Raw genomic sequence first — 19480 nt, 5'->3', positions numbered from 1 at the left:
AAACTTGCAAAAAAATTACATTAATATTTTTTACTATTACGTAATTATTCGTAATATGTAATGTTATGAAATATAAAGCATACGAGTTATTCTCCCAAATCAGAAATCCAATAATTCCCGCTTCATCTTGAGGTTTAAGTTGAAAAAAATAATATTTATCTTTTCAATGATTTTTAATTTTTTTTTATTCTTGGCAGTTGATTTATCTACGTGCTGGACAAAAATAAAATACAACATACACACTATCCCACCAAAAGAAGGCGCTCTTTTAGTCCTAACTTGTTCAGTTGTGATTGCTGCATCAATAGTTTTTTCCGTAATATCTTTAATGAAAGCATACGGAAAATATGACCGCATTAATAATGTTCGAGTTGTATCAAAATTCGTATTTTATACATTTTTATTGGGCATAATACTTTGCCTAACAATTCCGTTTCTTATCAGCGGCGCGTACTGCAAGTAAAAACTATCTCTTTTAGGAAATACGTGTGGCATCTACTCTTACAATTGCGGGATACACCATAGCTGGGCTAGATTCGCTTGGCGCTGTTCCGGCTGCACAGGCGGACTTAAATGCCCATCCAGGGTCAACTTTTTATCAAGACGCTTACAACGCGGCGGTTGCAAACGCCGCAGCGGCTGCAACGGGTGAAGTCATCGGCCAGGGCGCAGCGTTCGCCGGATATGCTCTAGCGGAAAATTTAGTGAATCTGGCCCGTAACCTTAATTCGATGAGCGCTACGGACTTCAAAAGTGCCACCGTGGCAATCACTGGCGATGTAGTGACCTTGTTATCACAGGGTGTCAGTATATTAGGATTGAGTGAATCAAAGGTCAATCCTATTGCTGGTGGTATTACCTTCACTATTGGGCAAGCTCTCGACGCGGTCGGTTTTATCCTAACTGCAGCTGGGGCTGGATTCGACCGCGCAACGATTGCAAATACTATATCTTCCACGGTGTCACAATTAGGACTGACTGCAGACTCAAGCGGTAATATCACTCCAATAACTTTAAGTCAGTCCAATTTTATCGTCGATGCAAACAATGCATCAACCATGTGGGACATCGCCCAGCAAAACGATGATGACAATATTGGAATAAGCATTTCGACAAACCTTACCGATAATAACGTCGCCGAGGTCATTACAGATGGCAACGGCCAGGACATTATTGTGTCTGGTGGAGTTTCAGCTCCGTCGCTCATTGAGGGCAACGATAATTCGGTCGTTACAGCACCGTCATCTAGTTCATCCGACATAGGTAGTTCAGCCGCAAACATTTCCCTCGTAGGCAATGGCAACAATGTATCGGCAGGTAGCGGAAGCTCGCTGACAACAGCAGGAAGCGGAAATGTCATAAACGCTACCGATTCCAGTCTCCTTATCTCCGGACAAAGTAACACGATCAACGGAAGTTACAACACCATCGACGTATCCGCCAATTCAAGCACAAGCATCGCCGCCACCGGAAACGGAGACGTAATTGACGCGTCCAGCTCTAACGCGGCTACTCTGTCAGCGGTAGGGTCACAAAACGCAGTAACAGCAGGCGTTAATACAGTCCTTTCAATGACAGGCAACGACGACGTTGCTACCGTCGGTACCGGAAGCACGCTAGATATTGCAGGGACAGGCGATGCGGTCACAGCGACGGATAGCAATATAGACTTGAGTCCAGATAGTCAAGCGACAATATCAGGAACAGACGATGTTGTCACCGTAGCGTCTGATGATGTGATTGATCTCAGTAACGCGACTATCACATTGTCAGCGGGAAGCGACGTCACCATTATTGGATCCGATGATACTATCGTCGCCAGCACAGGAGACACTCTCTCACTCTCCGGCGACGGCGACAATATCAGTGCGACAGGAGCCGCGATTACAATTGCTGACGGCTCGTCAGTCGATCTGACCGGCAGTAATGACAGTGTCGACATTGGCAGTAACGATAGCATCGACATAACCGGCTCAGATAATGGCATTTCGTCCAATGGTAGCGATAGCACGTTAGCTCTCTCAGCAGGGTTAGGTTCTGACGTCCTCGCATCGAATCTCGTTATAAATGCAGCGGCCGACGTGACGTTTAATCTCACTGGAGACGACAACAACGTTACCTTAGGCGCAGGCAGCTACGTAGGACTACAAGGCGGGCTCGGTTCGCTTCTCCAAGCCAATGGCGCAACGATCGATACCGCGGACAATGTCACGTTTAACCTCACCGGCAGTGATGACGCCATCGGGCTGGCGCCCGGCAGCTACGTTGGGCTTCAAAGCGGCACTGGGGAGGCCGTCGAGGCAACGGACGCAACGATCGATACAGCGGACAATGTCACGTTTAACCTTACCGGTAGTGATGACGCCATCGGGCTGGCACCGGGTAGCTATCTGGGGCTGCAGAGCGGCACCGGCGAAGCCATCGAGGCAACGGACGCGACGATCGATACCGCAGACGATGTCACGTTTAACCTGACCGGCAGTGATGACGCTATTGGTCTGGCGCCGGGTAGCTATTTGGGGCTGCAGAGCGGAACTGGCGAAGCCATCGAGGCAACGGACGCGACGATCGATACCGCAGACGATGTCACGTTTAACCTGACCGGCAGTGATGACGCTATTGGTCTGGCACCGGGTAGCTACCTCGGGCTGCAAAGTGGCAATGGATACGACATCGACGCGACACAGGACACTGTCGACACCTCGAACGATGTCGATTTCCGACTCACGGGCAACGACAATTCTGTGGGTCTCGGCAGCGGCGATCGCGTCGACATCACTGGCAATGACGAGACCATCGACGCTTCTGACGACGATCTGACGATCAGTGGTCAGGACGATGGCGTAAGCGGAGAAGACGACAGCATCAGCGGGGACGACGGAGATAGCGGAGATGACGGTGATTCTTCCGGAGGTTATTACGGTAGCTATGGGTTTGCCGGCAGTCAATCGATCGTCAAGGCCGCGCTTGGCAGCGATATCGGCTATATCGCACAGTACGACCTGAGTAAAGATAACGCAAAGGGCGCTGCCGCTGCCGAGGCGGCTCAGCATCAGGCGCAGGTAGTCGCCGCTGAGGCCGCGACTTCGGGTATCGGCACAGCCGTAACGTCGGGCGACAAATGGTCTGGCAACGCGGTCACGTGGAGCCTCGGCGCGGACGTGAGCAGTCAATACGATGCCGAGGTGCAGCAGGCGTTCGCGACCTGGGCGGCTGCCTCGGGACTGACCTTCGAGGAAGTGTCGGGCAACACACCTGCTGACATCCAGATCACGTTCGGTGAACTCAACACGTCCACGTCGGGCGTCGCCGGCTACACAAGTTATACCGATAACAGCGGTCTCCTGTCGTCGGCCACCATCCAGGTCGAGGATCCGGGCCAGGATGCGCTGGTCGCAGATACCAATGGGCAACTGACGTACAGCGGCACCGATGCAACGCTGGAGCAGGTATTGCTTCACGAAATCGGGCATGCGCTTGGTTTGGCGGATGACTCGGACCAGGCCTCGATCATGTATTACGACCTGACGTCGAGTAACCAGACTCTAGATAGCACCGATATCTCAAGCATTCAGTCGATCTATGGATTGTCCAGCAGTAGCGCTGTTTCGCAGGCCATTGGCAATGGCGCCAGCACCGTACCGGCATCTTCGGACTTACGGGCGCGTGATGTGAAGGTCGATCATCAGCTCAATCAACTGATCGCGGGAATGGCATCGTTCAACCCACAATCATCGGGGGGGACCAACTTGACGCACGACAGTCACAGCCACACGCACTTGGAACTGGCGGCCAGTGCCCACTGATCGTGGATCGCGAACGCTATAGAGGAAAGGGAACCCCATGGTTACCGGATTGCATCTGATCTCGGGCCTTCCCCGCTCGGGATCCACGTTACTGTGCGCGCTTTTGCGCCAGAACCCCCGCTTCATGGCAGCGATGACGAGCCCCGTCGCTTCGCTGTGCAACGCATTGCACAGGAAGATGTGCGGAGGCGAGTTCAGTGTGTTCTTCGATGATAAGAAGCGTGCCGGCATGTTGCGCGGCCTATTTGATTCGTACTATTGCCAGGCGGATCAAGAGCACGTCGTATTCGACACCAATCGGTCGTGGACTGGTCGCGCAGCGCTGTTGCGCGAACTTTATCCTCAATCAAGAATTATATGTTGCGTGCGCGAAGTGGGCTGGATCATCGACAGTATTGAGCTTATGCTCACCAAAAATCCGTTGCAGCTCTCGCGCGTTTTCAACTTTCAGCCCGGAGCGTCCGTCTACTCTCGCGCCGAGTCATTGATGAACTCCGAGACTGGCCTTATTGGCCTCCCCTGGACCACATTACGGGAAGCATGGTTTAGCCCCGAGGCGGCACGTCTTGTTATCGTCCCATACGAATCCCTGGTTCGTCAGCCAGAGCGGACGCTTCGTCGGCTGTACGAGGAAATCCGGGAGCCATGGTACGCGCACGACATCAACAACGTCGCCTACGACGAGCCTGACTACGATGCGCTGCTTGGCATGCCGGGTATGCACAAAGTCAGGCAGAAAGTTGAGTACCAGGATCGGAAACCGTGCATCCCGCCTGATCTCTTCGCGAAGTACGCCGGAACCACCTTCTGGACGAAAGCTGAATTGAATACCCGCAGCGTCACGACCCTGTAAGCGAATCTTGCAGGAAATTTGGTCAGCTTTCCTTACATTAGCGTCACCTAGAAATAACCACGGGCCTGTATGTCCGACAACACACAACAAGCTGTCCAGGACAGCGACCCGGGGCTCGCGGCGCTCGTGCTGATAGCGCGATTTCACGGTATTGCCGCCGATGCGGGCCAGTTACGGCATGCCGCCGGCGTCAACTCCAGCGTATTAAGCGATAGTCAGCTGACACTCTCTGCCCGGTCACTGGGCCTGAAGACCAGAAAGGCCAGAGTGTCGGTGGACCGTCTATCACGAACGCCGTTTCCCGCACTGGCGCTGGACTCGACGGGGCATCATTTCATTATTGCGGGTTGCACCACAGAACGGGCGCTGGTCCTGGAAAACGGGTCTAACGCGACGACAACGACTTCGCCTGCCGAGGTAATTGCGCGCTGTGAGGGGCAGATGTTGCTCTTTGCTTCGCGCGCGTCTCTGGCAGGCGAACTCGCGCGCTTTGACTTCTCTTGGTTCATCCCTGCGGTGGTCAAGTACCGACGCCTGCTGCTCGAAGTCATGCTGGTATCCGCAGTCATCCAACTGTTCGGCATCGTGTCGCCGCTGATGTTCCAAGTCGTGATGGACAAGGTTCTTGTCAATCGTGCATTCAATACGCTGAATGTCGTGTGTATCGCACTGCTCATCAGTTCGATATTTGAGATTTTGCTGACAGGACTACGCAATTACACGTTTTCGCACACAGCGAATCGCATCGACGTTGAACTGGGTGCACGTCTTTTTCGGCATTTATTAGCACTTCCCCTCGACTACTTCGGATCGCGCCGTGTCGGCGATACCGTCGCACGTGTACGGGAACTGGAAAACATACGTAGCTTCCTGACCGGACAGGCGCTTACCGCGGTGATCGACCTGTTCTTTTCGTTTATCTTCCTATCGGTCATGTGCGTCTACAGCGTCCGGCTGACACTGATCGTCGTCATCTCATTACCCGTATATGCAACGATATCCAGAGCGCTAATGCCAGTGCTGCGTCGGCGCCTGAACGAGAAATTCTCGCGTGGAGCAGATAACCAGTCGTTTCTGGTCGAAACCATTTCCGGGGCAGAGACGGTCAAAGCGATGGCTGTCGAGCCACAGTTCACCCGCCGCTGGGATAATCAGCTCGCCGCTTATGTCGCCGCGGGCTTCCGGGCGAGTGAGTTGGGAAATGTCGGACAGCAGCTTATCCAACTGGTTGGCAAGGTGGTAACCCTTCTCACGCTATTCTTTGGGGCGAAGCTGGTTATCGACGGGAAGCTCTCGGTCGGTGAACTGATAGCCTTCAACATGATGTCTCAGCGCGTCGCCGCTCCTGTCCTCCGATTGGCGCAAATGTGGCAGGACTTTCAGCAGATCGGTATCTCGATGGGCCGACTGGGCGACATTCTCAATAGTCGCACCGAGTTGCCGCAGAGCCGTCAGGCCCTGCCGGCATTAAAAGGCGAGATCAGCTTCCAGAACATCGTCTTTCGCTATCGTCCCGACGGCATGACGATCCTCAACGATGTGTCGCTGGATATCCGTGCGGGCCAGGTCGTGGGTATCGTTGGTCGCTCGGGTTCCGGCAAAAGCACGCTGACCAAGCTTCTCCAGCGTCTATATCTGCCTCAGCAAGGACGGGTGCGTATCGATGGTATCGACCTCGCGCTAGCGGACCCCGCATGGCTGCGCCGACAGATCGGCGTAGTGCTTCAGGAAAATCTGCTTTTCAACCGCTCGATCCGGGAAAACATTGCGGTCACCGATCCCGGCATTCCGCTAGAAGCGGTCATGCATGCAGCGCGGCTCGCGGGCGCCCATGACTTTATCTCAGAAATGCCTGAAGGCTACGACACGGTCGTGGGCGAGCACGGATCGAACTTGTCGGGTGGCCAGAGGCAGCGCATTGCGATAGCGCGAGCGCTTGTAAGCAATCCCCGCATCCTGATTTTCGACGAAGCGACCAGCGCGCTCGACTTTGAAACCGAGCGAATCATCCAAAACAACATGCGTGCAATGTGCCAGGGCCGCACGGTCATCATCATTGCACATAGGCTCACGTCTGTTCGCCACGCCGACCACATCGTGGCCATGGACAAGGGAAAGATCGTCGAGCGCGGGCGACACGAAGAGCTGATCGAGTTGCGAGGCTATTACGCCCATCTGATCTCTCTGCAGAACAACTAAACCATAGGTCGATTCAGCGGGAAGCACCATGAGTTCCATTGCAGTGCAGGCGTTTGGAGACCTGATGCGGCGCTACGGCGCCGTCTTGCGGACCGCTTGGTCGATACGCCACCAACTCGACGCGCAGCCCCGTCTTTCTCACGAGCGGGCATTTCTGCCCGCTAACCTGGAGTTGATCGAAAGCCCCGTGCATCCGGCTCCGATGTGGTCGATGCGGATCATCGTCGTTCTCGTTTTTCTTATCGTTTTGATTGCCACGCTTGGCCAGCTCGATATCGTTGCGGTCGCGAAGGGAAAGCTCCTGCCCAATGTGCGTGTCAAGGTGATCCAGCCTGCGATTACGGGCGTGGTCAAGGACATCCTTGTTCGCGACGGTCAGCGGGTGCATGCGGGTGATCTGCTTATGCAGTTGGATCCTACGCAGGCCGCGGCCGACTCTGACAAGGCGCGTCTGTCAAAAATTGAAGCAGCGTTGGCGGCGGAGCGTTCGCGATCGTTGCTCTCCGCTTCCTCGACGGGGCAACCGCCTCACGTCCGGCTCGTCGATGGAGCTTCAATGGCCGAGCAGCAGGATGCGCAGCACTACGCCGAGAGTCTTTATCACGCGTATCGGGACAAGCTGAATAGCGCGCAGGCCGAACTGCTCAAGCAGGAGGCTGAACTCGATGAGTCGCATCAGGAAATCGCAAGACTTATGGCAACGGCACCGCTCGCACGTCAGCAGGCGAACCAGTACAAGGCGCTTGTCGCCAATAAATACGTGGCGCAAACCGACTATCTCGACAAAGAGCAGGCGGCACTCGATAAGGAGCATGAGCTTGCTGCCCAGCAAAGCCATGCTCATGAGCTTGCGGAAGGCATTGCGGAACAACGAGCGGACATAGCATCGACGACATCCCAGTTCCGTAGCGAGCAGTTGGACACGCTCGACAAGGCGACACAGCAGCTGGATCAGAGCCGCAATGACGAGACCAAAGCGGACACCCGCCAAAAGCTCATGAGCCTTACCTCCCCGGTGGACGGTACGGTCCAGCAGCTCGCTATTCACACGCTCGGCGGCGTCGCCACTGCTGCCCAGTCTGTCATGGAGATCGTGCCGAATGATACGGTCGAGGTCGAGGCCGACGTTGAGAACAAGGATATCGGCTTCGTGAAGGTCGGCCAGACGGCAATTGTCAAAATTGAAGCGTTCCCTTATACGCGCTTTGGCTATTTGACAGGCAAAGTCGTCGCAGTCTCGAACGACGCCGTGCAAGACAAGAAACTGGGCCTAACGTTTGTTGCTCATGTTCGCCTGCCGACAAACCGGATTCTTGCAAACGGGCAATGGATCAATCTGACACCAGGCATGGAGGTTACGACCGAAATAAAGACCGGCAAGCAAAGCGTCGCACACTACTTCCTTGACCCGGTCATCCGCACTAGCCAGGAGAGTCTGCGTGAGCGGTAGGAATAAGGGCGCAAGGCAGATTCAGGCTGCAAAACGCGTTCACCGAGTACTCTACGTCGTAACCTTTCTGGTTGCACTTTTGGGCGCGTCAGCCATACCCATGCCGGCTGCCGCGTTTGATCCATTAATGACAGACAACGCTGTCAGTAAAACGGCGTCAGGATCGATGCTGGGCGATAGCGGCGTCGGCATCTGCGTATTTGCTCCGCTACCTAACCCGCTACCGCTGCAGGACGCTGTTGAGCGTCGCCTTTGTAACGACCCCAAAACCCGCGAAGCGTGGGCACAGGTCAAGATCGAGGCCGCTGGCGTTGGCCTCGGACGCTCCGCCTATCTGCCTACGGTGTCAGGGAGCTGGCAGGGCATGCGCGACGACACGGTGACAAACGTAACCGGGCTCCCGCAGTACAGCTCCGACTACCGGAATCTGCTCAAGACAGATAGCATCTCGCTGACCTGGGTGTTATATGATTTCGGAAGTCGTGCGGCGGCGCTGAAAAGCGCGACGGCTTTGCTGGCAGCAGCCAAAGCCAGTCAGGAGTCAGCGCTGGAGACAGCGTTCGCAAGCGTAGCGAAAGACTACTACGCAGCGCAGGCGGCTCAAGGCGCGTACGTTGCGAGCCAAGCAATCGAAAAGACGTCGCAGGATAGCCTTAACGCCGCAACAGCTCGCGTAGACAAAGGGGTTGCATCCATCAGTGATGAGTTGCAGGCGCGAACTTCATGGGCGCAGGCTGTTATCGACCGAACAAAAGCACAGAGCACATGGGAGTCCGCGCTGGGAACCCTTGCTTCTGACATGGGCCTGGATCCGAACATTGCTATCACTCTTCCGGACGTGGGCGAAGGAGTGAAGCCGGACAACGAGTTCAGTGAGTCGGTGGATGAGCTGATCGACGTCGCGAAGCAATCGCACCCTGACGTGGTAGCAGCGGAGGCGCAGGTCGAGGCTGCCGTCGCTAAGGTCGATCAAACCCGCGATGCCGGTCTTCCATCTCTCAGTTTTGTCGCGAAATATAGCCAGAATAACCAACCGACAACTCTTGCTGTTGGCATTCCACAGTTTCCTGCTACCGGTCACGAATGGTATGTCGGCTTTCAGGTAACCATTCCAATCTTCGAAGGATTTGAGCGCACCTACCAGATCAGGCAAGCTGAAGCCCAGACCGAACTGCAGCGGGCAACCCTGGATGAAGTGCGCGAGAAGGTTGCGCTTGATGTCTGGACCAGTTATCAAACATTGCAGGCGTCGACAAGCAACCTCAAAAACATCGCGATGTTGCTCGACGTCGCCGATCGATCCTATACAGCCGCGCAGCGGCGATATCAGGGGGGCGTTGGAAACATCCTGGAACTGCTCAATGCCCAGTCAGCATTGGCAGCGGCGAAGCGGCAACGGATCCAGTCGCTCACAGACTGGCGTTCGGCACGTCTTCAACTCGCAGCGAATCTCGGGAAACTTGGAATGTGGAATATCCTGGATGACAGATCTGGCGCCACACACTAATTCATACAGTCTAGTTACAACGGTGGCAACCATGGCGGGCACTTTTTCCAAGAGAATAAGATGACGAAGCACGCTCCTTGCACGATCTGGCTGACGGGCCTTAGCGCTGCGGGCAAGACGACGCTCGCTTTTGCGCTTGCGGAGGCGCTCACCGCGCGCGGTCTCGACTGCGAGGTGCTAGACGGCGACGTCATCCGGCAGACTCTTTTCCGCGACCTTGGTTTCTCTGCGCAGGATCGCAGCGAAAACGCGCGCCGTGTAGCAATGCGGTGTCGAGAACTCAACGACCATGGCGTTATGGCGATCGCTGCGCTGATTTCACCCTACCGCGCTGACCGCACGACGGCGCGTCACGTAATAGGAGAAGAACGGTTTGTCGAGACTTTTATGTCCACATCCCTGACTGTGTGCGAAGCCCGTGATCCTAAAGGGCTATATAGAAAAGCACGCGCGGGCGAGATCACAAATTTAACTGGTATTGGCGACGTTTATGAAGTGCCGCTCGCGCCTGATCTGACGTTCGATTCCAGCGTGTTATCGATTGAAGAATCCGTTAATGTAGCGCTCGAACTGATTGGGGCATCGAATAGGGTAGTGGCGAGCTCCCGCTAATACCGCGGCCGGTTTAGTGGCTCGCTGGCGCCACGGTGCTAGCGAGCACCTTGCCCGCATAAGGATCCCATGCGATCAGCGCTAGACTGGATGGTCCTAACGGTCTCCAGCGTTTCCTAACTCGCGCAATGCACTTCGATCAAGGTGTTCTGGCCAGCGGCCTTACAGGCCCGTAGAATGTTTGGCCGCACGCGTTGTCGTACTAGTTCCGCCTAGTGCAAAACCTGCGGCGCGGGAACTAATGAGGGCATTGCTTTCTGTGCCGACGCGTTCTTCACGGCGGCGGTCACCACCGCCATGACGCGACGCAGCCTGTTCAGTTCGCTGAGCATGACCCAATCACGCCATGGCTGCGGTGTCGCGTCGACTGCATGCTGGTAAAAACGCACAGCCGTGCACCATTCGTCGGACGACAGTTCCGCCTGCCTTCCTGCAAGAAGCTTGCCGAGATTTTCGGTCTCGGCGGGCTCGCGCTGCAATGCCCGCGCAATTGACGCCGAGATGGCAAGTTCGCCCTGCAAAAGTTGACCAGGCGTGATCTGCGGCGGCGAGTCTGTTTGAGTCGACTGCTTGATCAGATCGAACATTGCTTGCAACTGTCTACGCAGTTCGTCCTCGCTTTCGTCGGCTAGCGACAGATAGTGCGACGTGACGGCCGGTAGAATCTTGAAGCCGCCGCAATCGGGCGGCGCATTATCCAATGCGCGGGTTGTCAAACTCGCCAGTTGCTCTCGATCGGCTGGGGAGATCCGCGCCATTCCGTCTAGCAACGCCAGCACACGTGTGAAGGCGGAGGCTCGGGCCTTGGCCGGATCGCCATCGGAGAGAAAAGCCTTAATGTCCTGGTCCGTGGCGATTTTTTCAGATAAGGCGGTGAACATCTTTGCCTTCGGCGAATCAGGCGCAATGCCGAACCTGCTCAGCCCTGCAGTATCGAGTGGATGGCCCAATTCGAGCGGCACGGCTACGGCCAGCAGCGACGGCATTACTGCGGTGAGGCCGCCAGTTGTGGGTGCATTGCTGGCAGCGGTTGCTATGCTCGGTTCGGCGGGCAGGTGGATGACGCGAGCTTGCGGCAGCCCGAAAACGAAATTGGTCTCGACCGCCACCAGGTTGCCGCTCGCATCGGCATAGGGCCTACACTCGGCACGTCGCGACGCCTGAAGTGCGAGATTGTCCAACTCGGGATTGCCTGACGACTGTTCGACGACGACGCCGCTAACTTGGCCATGCACATCGACCGATGCACGAACGGCGACGTCTGGACGACGCTCGCGTCCGGTAAACGACTGCGCCGATTTCAGATCGGCGGCGGACCAGCCGTAGATGCACGGAATGTTCTGCGCAGGTACATAAGAAGATGTCGGAGCGTTGTCAGCCCGCGCAGTGTGCGCACCAATGCAGCACGCGAGAAGCAGCAGCGTTCGAGCGATGTTGATATGCAGCGGCACATTCGGATGGCATGTTGTCGGCATGCATTGCGGCATGAGATCGATAGTGCTGTTATTGACATTTACCGTTAACGCCGATGCAATTTTGATTGTGGTTTTCATCGCTGCTTCCATCGTTCAACTTCCGCTTGTAATTTTTGGGGCAGCTTGTCCGGCTTTCTAAGATCACTAGGTAGATTGAACCGGCCGTCGCAACACTAGATTATTGAGCAGACTTTAGATATTGGTCCAGCACTTCAGCGGGTGTTTTCCAGCCAAGTGTTTTGCGTGGCCGAGTATTCAGTGCAGCAACGGCTTGAATCTCGTGTTACGAAACGGTCTTTACCGGCGTTGCGCCTCCAACTAACAAATCGTAAATCGATCGATGCGTACATCAAACTCCACTTCGGCGACCAAGATCTGGCCAAGGGCCACTCGCTGATTTCAGCGACATCGAGGTCATCCTTCGTCAGTACACGCATCAAAAAACTTCCGCGCGTTTCTGAACGTTGAGGCATTGTCAATAACCCATAACCAAAGTGGCACCATACCCACCAGTAGACCGCGACCCAAATCAGTCAACGTGTAGTCTACCCTTGGCGGTACTTCGCGGCGATCGTTCCGGACGATCAACCCATCCTTCGTCCAAAAGCAGATGATGCAACCGACTCTAAGGCAGCAACGTTGCGGGCCATGGATTTAGGCATTGTCCAAGCGGATCTAGCTGCGGAAACCGAAAAAACCTCAGTACCATTTTTTCTGCATTTTCGACCGTCATCTGTTGCACGGGCTTTGTCGGCGGGCCAGGAACGCAGCGAAAGATTACAGCTGCCGTTTTAAATGCCGGCGTTGCGCGATATGTGCCGTGGCAGTTCGGCGTCGATTATGACATCGTCGTCCGCGATAGTGGACAAGATGTCTTTGACGAACAAGCCGACGTGCGTGACATGCTTCGCGCCCAATCAAGTACTCGCTGGATCAGCGCATCAACCGGGATGTTCACCAGCTTCTTGTTTGAGCCTTCCTTTGGCGTGGTGGACTTCGAGGCCGGTAGCGTTCGCGCGCTCGGCAGTTGGGATACAGTGACGGTTCCCAAAGACATCGGCTGTATGATAGCCGCCATCCTTGCGCATCAACCCAGCCTGAATGACACGATAGTGTACGTCGCTGGGCACACCGTTTCTTACGCCGAACTCGCCGACATGGTAGATGTCCACCTGGGACGTCGCACGGACCGTGTCCTATGGGATTTCAAATCGCTGCGCGCGCAGGTGGCAGAGCGACCGGGAGATGGCATGTGCAAATATCGCTTAGCTTTTGCGCGAGATACCGGGGTTGCGTGGGACATGGCGTGCACCTTTAACGCTGCGGAAAATATCGCCGTTACAGATGTGCCGACTTGGCTCAGACAAAACAAACGATGATCGCGTGATGGCGCAATTTAAGTTAGCAAGCGGCGTTGCAAGCGCAAGATTCTTTGCTGTGGTGGAGGCAACTTAATAGGTCGGACGGCGTAAAGGACGAGTCGCGAGTAAATACCGCACTGCATAACTCTACCAAGCGCTATTAGCATTAGGCACTCGTAGCAGTTATCGATGGGGGGCCGCAAGATGAGGCGTTTGTCCACTCTCACCTATAACGAGCAGTGTATGACGTGGTGGTCAACGATCACTCAAGCCGAGGTTGCGCCGGTCGCTTAACAGCCGTCGCGTACTAGCCATGTCGGTTGATCAATGTCGATCAGCACGCTGAACTGAAATGCCAACGTTGCCAACGGTAGCCAGCAAAGGCCGCCTTGTCCAGGCGACAGAGAACATATGAACGCTAGAAAATTATGTCTTCAACAATTTTTCTCAGTCAAATTGGCTGCGGTATTTCACAAAACCGCGTTTGAAATCCGTACGAAACCCGACGCCCTCGAAGAACCGATGCGCGCTCTCGCGGGAAATCGAACTGAGCAACATAATTTTTGAGGCATTACGGGTCCGGCAAAAATTCTCTGCTTCACGGAAAAGCGTTCGACCAATTCCTCGTCCACGGCAGGCGGTATCTACGACGAAGTTCTCGACTACTGCGAACGGCTGCTGCCCATACATCACATCCAAGCATAGAGATACAAGTACCGTTCCACAGACGGTATCGTCGACCTCGCAGACAAATAATTGCGCACGACTGTCATCACCGATTTCTTGGAGTTGTTGCTCAGAAACATTCACCTTTTCGTCGTCCACCAACTGCCGATATAGTGACTGAATTGACATAGCGTCGCCGATATCCGCGGATCGAACCAATGGATGAACATTCATAATAAAGCCTTTGATTCCTCTGAAAAGTGCTAACGGGAGCTTCGCCCTTGACGAGTATTTTGCTCGATTTCGTAATCGTTTTGTAAAAATTCGGCATGCGGACATCCAGCAGATATTCATAGATTGTCTGCTCAAGCGCCGACTAACGAACAAGCACCCTCTCACTGCCTAGCGGACAATTATGGCGCCTTAGATTGACCGTCATGCGTCGCTTACCCCGGAAACCTACCAGACATTTGAGCAACAGTGGCAACCTAACGCCGTCATCGAGCGTTCCAGTTGTCGTTGAGTTTGCCTTCGGCAAATAGTCATTCTCGGATGCCCCTTAAGTTTCTGGGATGAGAAGGAGCTGGCCGGAAGAAGTTGTATTTTTCATATTCAACGCGGGTTCAAAATCACTCGGACAGCGGAACGCAACGATCCGCGTAGGACATAGCGGATTGGTTCAAGACCGCCGCCCTGCGTTTGGGCTTCGCATCGTCGCGCGCCGTCGATACTAAAATGCGAGAATCGCATGGAATAAGATTCGACCGTCCGTCAGACGTTCATTTACCCCTTGCTCGCCAACCAATGACCAAGACAGAACACACTGTTGCGCCATTCAGCCTTTTCCCTGTCGAAAGACTGGCCTCGTTCGCCGATGGCGATGCAGGAGGCAATCCCGCTGGTGTAGTGATTTGCGAGGCGCTGCCAGATGCCGACACCATGCTGGCAATCGCAGCGGAGGTCGGCTATTCCGAAACGGCATTCGCGGCGCCGCTCGCCGGTGCCTGGCGGGTACGCTATTTCGCTCCCGAAATCGAGGTTCCCTTCTGTGGACATGCAACCATCGCACTGGGAGCCGCACTTGCTCGGCGTGTAGGAGATGGGCTATTTCACCTACACCTCAACCAAGCGGAAATCACGGTCGAGGCGCGTTGTGACGGTGCGGCATTGTTCGCAGCTTTACAGTCTCCGCCAACCCACAGTGAGCCGGCACCGCCGGATCTCTTATGCAATGCACTGGCGCTGTTTGGCTATACGCAAGGAGAACTGGACACGCGCCTGCCGCCTGCTATTGCGTATGGTGGAGCAAAGCACCTCGTGCTTGCGCTGACCGAGCGCGCCCGTCTGTCTGAAATGCACTATGACCTTGATATTGGTCGCGAACTGATGCTTGCTCACGGACTTGCCACGATCGCGCTGGTGCACGCCGAGCACCAGCGGCTGTTTCACGCTCGCAATCCCTTTGCGGCAGGCGGTGTGTACGAAGATCCCGCGACCGGCGCGGCAGCCGCGGCCCTGGCGGGCTATCTACGGGATGCAGGATGGCTGCACGAGGGCACCGTCGATATCATCCAGGGAGAGGACATGGGGATGCGTAGCCGCCTCCATGTAGAAATCTCCCCGGAAGCAGGTGCAAGCATACGGGTGTCGGGCGCGGTTCGCGCCTTGGATTAAGGTGCGGTATTCACGAGTGTATACTTGGCCGCGCGGGTACCCAACGTCTGACATAAACAGGCAGATTAGCTTGTGAAAAGTCAAACGAGTTCCGAAATTTCAATCAGATTGAGGTCTGGGTCGCGAATGTAGACTGAGCGTATTTTTTGGGTAGCCCCAGTCCGGTCGACGGGGCCTTGCAGGATAGGCCAGCCGACCGTTTGAAGATGGGAAATGACCTCATCGAGCGGTACCTTTGCAATAAAGCACAAGTCCATCGCGCCGGGAACAGGCAAGTGCGCTTTGGGTTCAAATTCCAAGCCCTTGACGTGAATATTGATTTTTTGATTCCCAAAGCGAAACGCTATTCTCCCTTCACCAAACGTCTGAAGCTGCATCTGCATCACTTCACTGTAAAAGTGCTTTGTCGCGTTCACGTTTACGCATGTTAAGACAAGGTGGTCAAGATGGTCGATTAGTTCCACGTCACACTCCTTAGCAACTGGTAACGAGGCCGGCGTTGCCGTCACCTCGGGCAAAAAACCAAGCTCTTTACGTCAAAGTAAGGTCAGCATCTTTAAGCATCTACACACTCGGAAGCATTCCAATCGCCAGAGACGACGGCACTCCGAACGATGTTCATCACGAGTGCCATCATGGCCTCGACGGCGGTTGGAACACGGCCTTTCCGCGCGCATGCCAATCCAATCCTGCGAGTCATTCCATCTGGCAATCAGCAAGTCATTGTCGACAAGAATCAGTCGACCATCGCGAACCGTGCGCCAAAGTAGAACGATGATTTTTGGTCTAAGCAGCTCCTGCGAGAAGGCTTGTCGCAGTACCAATGGCAGGGTGCGCTGGGTTATCCGCTGCGTGCGCTGGCGGGAGCAACTCACCCACGGTTCGGCTGAACCGCACCTGAGCTTTAATCAGAAATGCCCCCGCTTGTCAAGCGTGCGGCCCGCGGAATTATCTGTGCGATAACTCGTATCGGGCCAACTCCGTGACGTTGAAAGAGGAAAGCACGCTCTCAACTAGCGTGAGGTCTCAGTCTCTAAATCTGCACTGATTATGACGGGCGCGCTAGAAAAATCAGGACGCGCAAGAGCTGACACGGAGTATGCGAAATGCACGCGAAACATCGTTTCCAGCAATCGGTATGTCGCCCTCACAATATTGAGATATCCTCGGTCTGCTCGACGGAATCTCAATACCCCGCTTCCGTCTGGGCCCAGGGGGCAACAAACAAATGCAAGTACTCCACGTATGCGTCGAGTCGGGACAGTCTAAGTCTCGCGCGCTTCCGTTTGAGGACTTTGCACGGGGTGGCCCGCATGAATTCAAAAAACAAGGCGACTTTAAAACTCGAATGCTGCAACGGTCGGTTGCCGGGTCGCCAGTTCTACGAGGTTTGTCGATGATGCATTGGTTCCTGCAACTCTGGGCTAACGTTTTAGCTTTTCTTGGCCTCGCAAGAACGAGAGAGAGCAAAGATGTTACGCGGACGCCCGAGCCCGTGCAACAGTCCCTCGCTATGAAGCCGCAGCAGCCGAAGTCAGCGCCAACTTCCGCCGTCGTGACCGTCAAGGATGTCTATGCCGGCGACGCATTCGAAATTAAAGCTAGCACGCAGAGAAATGCTCGGGAACATATGTACCGGGAAAAGGAGCCTGGTAGCAGCAAGCTCATTGGCCCAACAGACAATCAATTGAGGCTGATTTTCTCGACACGAGCTGCGTTGCCCGTACTGGCAGGCGCCGGTTCGGGCAAGTCGACGTCCCTCGTCAATCGTTTCTTATTGGCGACCAACTACCTGAACGTTCAGTTGCGTCACATCACCGTCTTCACGTTTACGCGGAAATCACGTCGCGACTTTATCGAGAAACTCATTGAAGAGTCTCAGTTTTGGCCAACGCCAATAACGTTGAAAGAGGCAGAAGCTTCCGTTCGAACCTTTCATTCGAAAGCTTTGCAGTTGTTCCGGGCAAAAAGAGGCCGCGACGTCGCTGTTTTCGAGTTTCTGAAGGACGAGATACCTGCGGCAAAAAATAGCGCGGAAGCCACCATCCCTACTTCCGATGTAGCTCCGCCCAGCGACGACCTACTCAGCGAAGAAGAGTTTCGTGCGAACGATGTTGACAGCCTTATGCCTGGCAATTTGTCACGCATCCAGTTGCGGTTGCTTCATGACGCTTATACGACTCGCTTCTCGCAGAGCAATTCGTTTCGTCTTGTTGTGAGGGAGCTATTGAAGGCATCTTTTTTATCACCGCCAATCGCGAAGGACGACAAAGATGCCTTGGAAGCTATTCGTTTTGAACGTCAAATTCTTCGCCGGGATGAACAGTGGTCTGCATATGTAGAAGCCGATTGGCGCCGGCGCGGATTGTGGCCTTTGCCGGGCGTTCGAGAGCTTAATTCACCAGACGAGCGCCGTCCTCTTATTGCTGAGAACGGCCAATATGCGGCTCACGGGTACATTGCCTCAGTTGATACCTATGTTGTACTCGGCGTGCATAGCGAGATAAGTAACAAGGTGAACGGGTTCGGAGGCACCACCCTAGTTAAAAACTTTCAAGCCTCGAAGAACAAGCAGGCTCTGCTCTTGGCGCAATGTGAGCAGAAAATCCGGTACGTCACGGACGAGAAGGACTTGACGGCACTGAAGAAGCAACTCCATTGGGCGGCATTGCCAGAGACGAACGTCGCCCCGAAATTCAAAATTCGCATTCCTGGCGAACGTAAGCTGCTCCCCGTGTTTTACGCGCTCTTCACGTTTGGGCAGTTTGCCGAAAATCTTGCCGTTGACCCGTGCACGCTCGACCAGCTTCATCTACTTGCGAAAGGCTCGGTTGAGGAGCAGTTCGGGCGCGCCTGTGCTGAATATTATTCGTCTTTCTACGAGGCGCTGGGGGCTCGAAGAGTCTGGACATTCAACCAGATTTTCAAGGCCCTCGCCGACGAGCAAGACGTGCTTGGGGAAATGGATGCCGCTGACCTCTCCCCTATACAGCATTTGCTCATCGACGAATTCCAAGATATCTCGCCAGCAATCGTCAAGTTCGTGACGGCCGCGCAGACGAGGTTATGGAAGAAGTCTGGGGACGCAATTCAGCCAACATTGATAGCAGTGGGGGACGATTGGCAATCAATCTACGGATGGCGCGGCAGCTCGCCGAAATTTTTTATGGATTTCCACAAATATTTCCGTGGCTCTCCGAGGCAAGCGTTGCAGCTCAATCAGAACTTTCGTTCGTCAGCAAACATCATTCGCGCTGCAGAGGCCGCGCTAGTAGACCTGCGGGAAAGGCTGGAGGGCAAATTGAACGGAGAGGCAGAATCGCGATACAAGAACTTGCCAATCCCCGTTTGCCAGGTGACCGAGTTCAAAAGCGACGACGTCGTGCGCGTCGTTCGCATGCTGCTGCAGGGGAAAAAGAAAGGTGAGCGCGTGTTCGTTTTGAGTCGCGCAAAGCTTGATGCAACGGCGAAGGCTGTGCGGGATGTGTTCCGCGCGGTCAGCGAACGTGATTTGCTGGTGACAACCCTGCATCAAAGTAAAGGACTCGAAGCGGACTACGTCATTTTGCTCGGGGAAATACGCTACGTTGGTCGCAACGTGCTGCGTAATAGCGTATATCTCAAAGCAGAACTTGTCGGCAGCGCTCACGGACGTGAACGGGCCTATGATTTGGCCCAACAGGACGAGGCGTTGCGCCTCGCATATGTCGGTATCACGCGCGCAAAGCAGTTTTGCATCTGGTTTGCAGAGCCCAAGAGCGAGGGGGTGTTCGAGCGTCTTCCACGTCGGTCTAATTATTCGACTCAAGTAACTGTGGCGGACGTCATCTCGCTCGCAAAACAAGTGGGGTCAATGGAGAAGGTTTAGGCAAGCCAA

The 19480-nt window shown here is 54.7% G+C and carries 13 protein-coding genes; 9 read left to right on the top strand and 4 right to left on the bottom strand.

Annotation, left to right across the window (positions count from 1 at the left end; translation table 11 throughout):
* Positions 1-488 precede the first annotated feature (488 nt).
* The 6 genes from SJQ66_RS14625 to cysC all read left to right on the top strand — a co-directional run bounded on the left by SJQ66_RS14625 (position 489) and on the right by cysC (position 10427).
* Positions 489-3806, top strand: coding sequence for a beta strand repeat-containing protein (locus SJQ66_RS14625; RefSeq protein ID WP_320534938.1), 3318 nt, complete (start codon positions 489-491; stop codon positions 3804-3806).
* Between the two features lie 37 nt (positions 3807-3843).
* A complete protein-coding gene (locus tag SJQ66_RS14620; protein WP_320534937.1) occupies positions 3844-4659 on the top strand; it encodes a sulfotransferase family protein in 816 nt (271 codons plus the stop codon).
* Between the two features lie 69 nt (positions 4660-4728).
* Positions 4729-6858 carry a type I secretion system permease/ATPase gene (locus tag SJQ66_RS14615; RefSeq protein ID WP_320534936.1) on the top strand — a complete coding sequence of 710 codons (2130 nt, stop codon included), beginning with the start codon at positions 4729-4731 and terminating at the stop codon, positions 6856-6858.
* A gap of 28 nt (positions 6859-6886) precedes the next feature.
* Entirely contained in the window at positions 6887-8308 is a 1422-nt protein-coding gene (locus tag SJQ66_RS14610) for an HlyD family type I secretion periplasmic adaptor subunit (protein WP_320534935.1), read from the top strand.
* A gap of 127 nt (positions 8309-8435) precedes the next feature.
* Positions 8436-9815 carry a TolC family protein gene (locus SJQ66_RS14605; protein WP_320534934.1) on the top strand — a complete coding sequence of 460 codons (1380 nt, stop codon included), beginning with the start codon at positions 8436-8438 and terminating at the stop codon, positions 9813-9815.
* A 60-nt stretch (positions 9816-9875) separates the two neighbouring features.
* Positions 9876-10427, top strand: a complete 552-nt coding sequence (gene cysC / locus SJQ66_RS14600) for an adenylyl-sulfate kinase (protein WP_320534933.1) — start codon at positions 9876-9878, stop codon at positions 10425-10427.
* A 212-nt stretch (positions 10428-10639) separates the two neighbouring features.
* Here the strand turns inward: cysC and SJQ66_RS14595 are convergent, their stop codons facing one another.
* Both SJQ66_RS14595 and SJQ66_RS29720 read right to left on the bottom strand, forming a co-directional pair.
* Positions 10640-11980 (bottom strand): energy transducer TonB, encoded by a 1341-nt coding sequence (locus SJQ66_RS14595; RefSeq protein ID WP_320534932.1) that lies wholly within the window; start codon positions 11978-11980, stop codon positions 10640-10642.
* A 336-nt stretch (positions 11981-12316) separates the two neighbouring features.
* Entirely contained in the window at positions 12317-12490 is a 174-nt protein-coding gene (locus tag SJQ66_RS29720; protein WP_201779180.1) for a winged helix-turn-helix transcriptional regulator, read from the bottom strand.
* 119 nt (positions 12491-12609) lie between these two features.
* On the opposite strand from SJQ66_RS29720, the gene SJQ66_RS14590 reads away from it, so the two are divergent.
* The gene (locus SJQ66_RS14590; protein ID WP_201779181.1) at positions 12610-13281 is read left to right on the top strand and encodes an NmrA family NAD(P)-binding protein; all 672 of its coding nucleotides are present in this window, start codon (positions 12610-12612) and stop codon (positions 13279-13281) included.
* Positions 13282-13710: 429 nt separating this feature from the next.
* On the opposite strand, the gene SJQ66_RS14585 is transcribed toward SJQ66_RS14590, so the two are convergent.
* Positions 13711-14163: a GNAT family N-acetyltransferase gene (locus SJQ66_RS14585; RefSeq protein ID WP_046154285.1), complete on the bottom strand. Its 453-nt coding sequence runs from the start codon at positions 14161-14163 to the stop codon at positions 13711-13713.
* A gap of 570 nt (positions 14164-14733) precedes the next feature.
* Between SJQ66_RS14585 and SJQ66_RS14580 the strand changes: the two genes are divergently transcribed.
* Entirely contained in the window at positions 14734-15603 is an 870-nt protein-coding gene (locus SJQ66_RS14580) for a PhzF family phenazine biosynthesis protein (RefSeq protein ID WP_046154284.1), read from the top strand.
* An 80-nt stretch (positions 15604-15683) separates the two neighbouring features.
* On the opposite strand, the gene SJQ66_RS14575 is transcribed toward SJQ66_RS14580, so the two are convergent.
* Positions 15684-16067, bottom strand: a complete 384-nt coding sequence (locus tag SJQ66_RS14575) for a VOC family protein (RefSeq protein WP_320534931.1) — start codon at positions 16065-16067, stop codon at positions 15684-15686.
* A gap of 932 nt (positions 16068-16999) precedes the next feature.
* On the opposite strand from SJQ66_RS14575, the gene SJQ66_RS14570 reads away from it, so the two are divergent.
* The gene (locus tag SJQ66_RS14570; protein WP_320534930.1) at positions 17000-19471 is read left to right on the top strand and encodes a UvrD-helicase domain-containing protein; all 2472 of its coding nucleotides are present in this window, start codon (positions 17000-17002) and stop codon (positions 19469-19471) included.
* Positions 19472-19480 lie beyond the last annotated feature (9 nt).

Origin of the sequence: Robbsia andropogonis, from assembly GCF_034047095.1 — a bacterium.
Taxonomy (GTDB): domain Bacteria; phylum Pseudomonadota; class Gammaproteobacteria; order Burkholderiales; family Burkholderiaceae; genus Robbsia; species Robbsia andropogonis.
The sequence above is the reverse complement of the archived record's forward strand: the minus strand, read 5'-3'. Positions and strand labels throughout refer to the sequence as shown.